A 914-nucleotide genomic window follows, 5' to 3' on the forward strand; every position below is an offset into this window, starting at 1 on the left:
GGGTAACGGTGGGGGGCGTGACCCTAGAAAATCACCTCCTCCTCGCGGCGGGGGTCCTCGGGACAACCGGGGCATCGCTCTCGAGAATGCTCACCCTGGGTGCCGGGGGTGTTGTCACGAAATCGATCGGGCCGACACCAAAGGAAGGGCATGCAGGCCCCTGCCTTGTTGTACTGGAGGACGGGCTCCTGAACGCGATGGGACTCCCGAACCCCTCAATGGATTTCGTGGACGAACTCGCACCGCTCGCAAAGAAACCCGTGGTTGTCAGCATCTTTGGCGGTACACCGGAAGAATTTGCAATGGTTGCCGGGTGGTTTTCCGGTAAGGTCGCCGGCTTTGAGCTGAACCTCTCATGCCCTCATGCGGAGGGCTACGGTGCCGCAATCGGCAGTGACCCGGCGCTTGTCGAGGCCTGCACGCGGGCTGTGAGTAAGAGCGGTGTCCCGGCCTGGGTCAAGCTCACGCCGAATGTTACGGACATCACCGCGATCGGGAAGGCAGCGGAGCGCGGTGGGGCGAGCGCGATCGTGGCGATCAACACGGTGAAGGCAATGCGGATCTCCACCGCCCTGAAACGCCCGGTTCTCGGCAATCGCTTTGGCGGCCTGTCCGGGAGTGGCATCTTCCCGGTCGCGGTCCGCTGCGTGTACGAACTCTACGATGCCGTGAAGATCCCCATCATCGGGTGCGGGGGAATCGCAACTGCCGACAACGTGGTGGAGATGATGATGGCGGGTGCACGGGCGGTCGAGATAGGCAGTGCCGTACAGGCCGATGCAAGGGTCTTCGAGAAGATCTGTGGCGGGCTCTATGCAAAAGACGGGCTTCCTCCGGACGAGATCGTGGGGTGTGCCCATGCCTGAAGGTCTCCCGGTGCCGGTCATCATCGTACAGGTGAAACAGGAGACCCC

General features: G+C 62.7%; 1 protein-coding gene. It reads left to right on the forward strand.

Going from position 1 to position 914, the window contains the following annotated elements; genetic code table 11:
- A partial coding sequence (locus QZN75_RS03460) for a dihydroorotate dehydrogenase (protein WP_394339490.1) occupies positions 1-866 on the forward strand: 866 nt, incomplete at its 5' end.
- Between the last annotated feature and the right edge of the window lie 48 nt (positions 867-914).

It is taken from the genome of Methanoregula sp. (assembly GCF_003170075.1).
GTDB lineage: Archaea > Halobacteriota > Methanomicrobia > Methanomicrobiales > Methanospirillaceae > Methanoregula.